Raw genomic sequence first — 1272 nt, 5'->3', positions numbered from 1 at the left:
GGGTGGTAATCCTCACGCTCTTCGTTGTAGGTGATTTCTAATTTCCGAGCATAACCCTTTGCGATTTTCTTAACTTCCTTGCGTTCCATCAACTTTTTGAACGAATGGTTGTAACCCTTAATTTCATCTTCCAGTTCATCAGCTGGCACGTTCGGCGCTGTTAAGGTCACAAAGATAAACTCTTTCTTTTCCTCTTGCTTTAGATAAGCCATCATGACGGACAGAGCCAACGCATCTTTTCGAGATTTCTTCCATGCACAGATCGGACAGAAACGGTTTTTGCACGTATTCCCCTTATGCTGTTTTTTCTTTTCCAGGTTTTCATCAGCAACCATCATCATGAACGTATTGCACTCCCTTATGAGTTTTAAAGTATTTTCCGAGACCACATCTTCAGAAACTAGCTTTTCCATAAAGTACGCTAATACACCGTTTCGCCGTTTTTTCTTCGTGGACTTGACCATAATGTCTTGATTCTTTTTGGATTTTGCTTTATAGTGGCTCATATAACTTAAGTTAATAAACGCCAATCACGGCACTTAAAAACTTGCACCTACCTTCATAGTTTATTGTTTTGATCTCGACAATTAAAACAATACAACACTATGCTGTAGAATGCAAGTTTTTTTGCGTTAAAGCCATACGTATCAAGGGCTCAAGACCCTTCAGGGTAAATCGAAGATGTTACCCTTATATCAAGATAAGAAAAAACCGTTTTTCGCTTCGCTCAAAACCTTAAAAAACACGCCTAAAAGGCGTGTTTTCATCTTTCCATTCCTCGATCCCTCTCCCGAGCTTTCTCACGCTTATACAGGCGCTCAAATTCGCTCCCAGGGTTTCGCTCCCTCACTTTATCTACTAATTCCTTAAAAACGTTTTTAACGGCCCTGACGCCCTCTGTACGCTCTTTTACGAAATCTTTGGCACTTTGATACAACAAACCGACTTCGTGCCGTAAATCGCCTATCAGGTCTTTTAAATCTCTGTTCTCTGAACGGAGTTCCTTATTTTCGTTCTTCAGCTTATAATTTTCATTGGTCTTTTGATAGACTTCCTCACGAAGCTTTTCATTTTCTATGACAGGATTCATACTTTGCAACCGCTCATAATCTTTTTTTACCGCAACCGCAGCTGTCACGATTGTTTCCAGCTGTTCCATCTGCTTAGGAGTGAAAACATAATTCCCGGTTTCTTTTTGATGGATTTCCGGTTTCCCGAACATTTTCGGAACGACTTCGGTTTTGATTTCTTTTCGCTTTGGTTTCAGCACCA

Annotated in this window: 1 protein-coding gene and 1 pseudogene; both read right to left on the bottom strand. The window is 40.4% G+C overall.

What is annotated here, in order from left to right:
• Positions 1–341: protein rep (locus QI30_RS18575; protein WP_425475033.1), on the bottom strand; the 341-nt coding region annotated here is incomplete at its 3' end.
• Positions 342–763: 422 nt separating this feature from the next.
• A pseudogene (locus tag QI30_RS20540) lies at positions 764–1272 on the bottom strand (plasmid recombination protein); the annotation flags it as partial.

The sequence above is a fragment of the Candidatus Kurthia intestinigallinarum genome, from assembly GCF_003991225.1.
GTDB classification, from domain to species: domain Bacteria; phylum Bacillota; class Bacilli; order Bacillales_A; family Planococcaceae; genus Kurthia; species Kurthia populi.
Note: the sequence above shows the minus strand (reverse complement) of the source record. Positions and strands in the feature narration are given on the sequence as shown.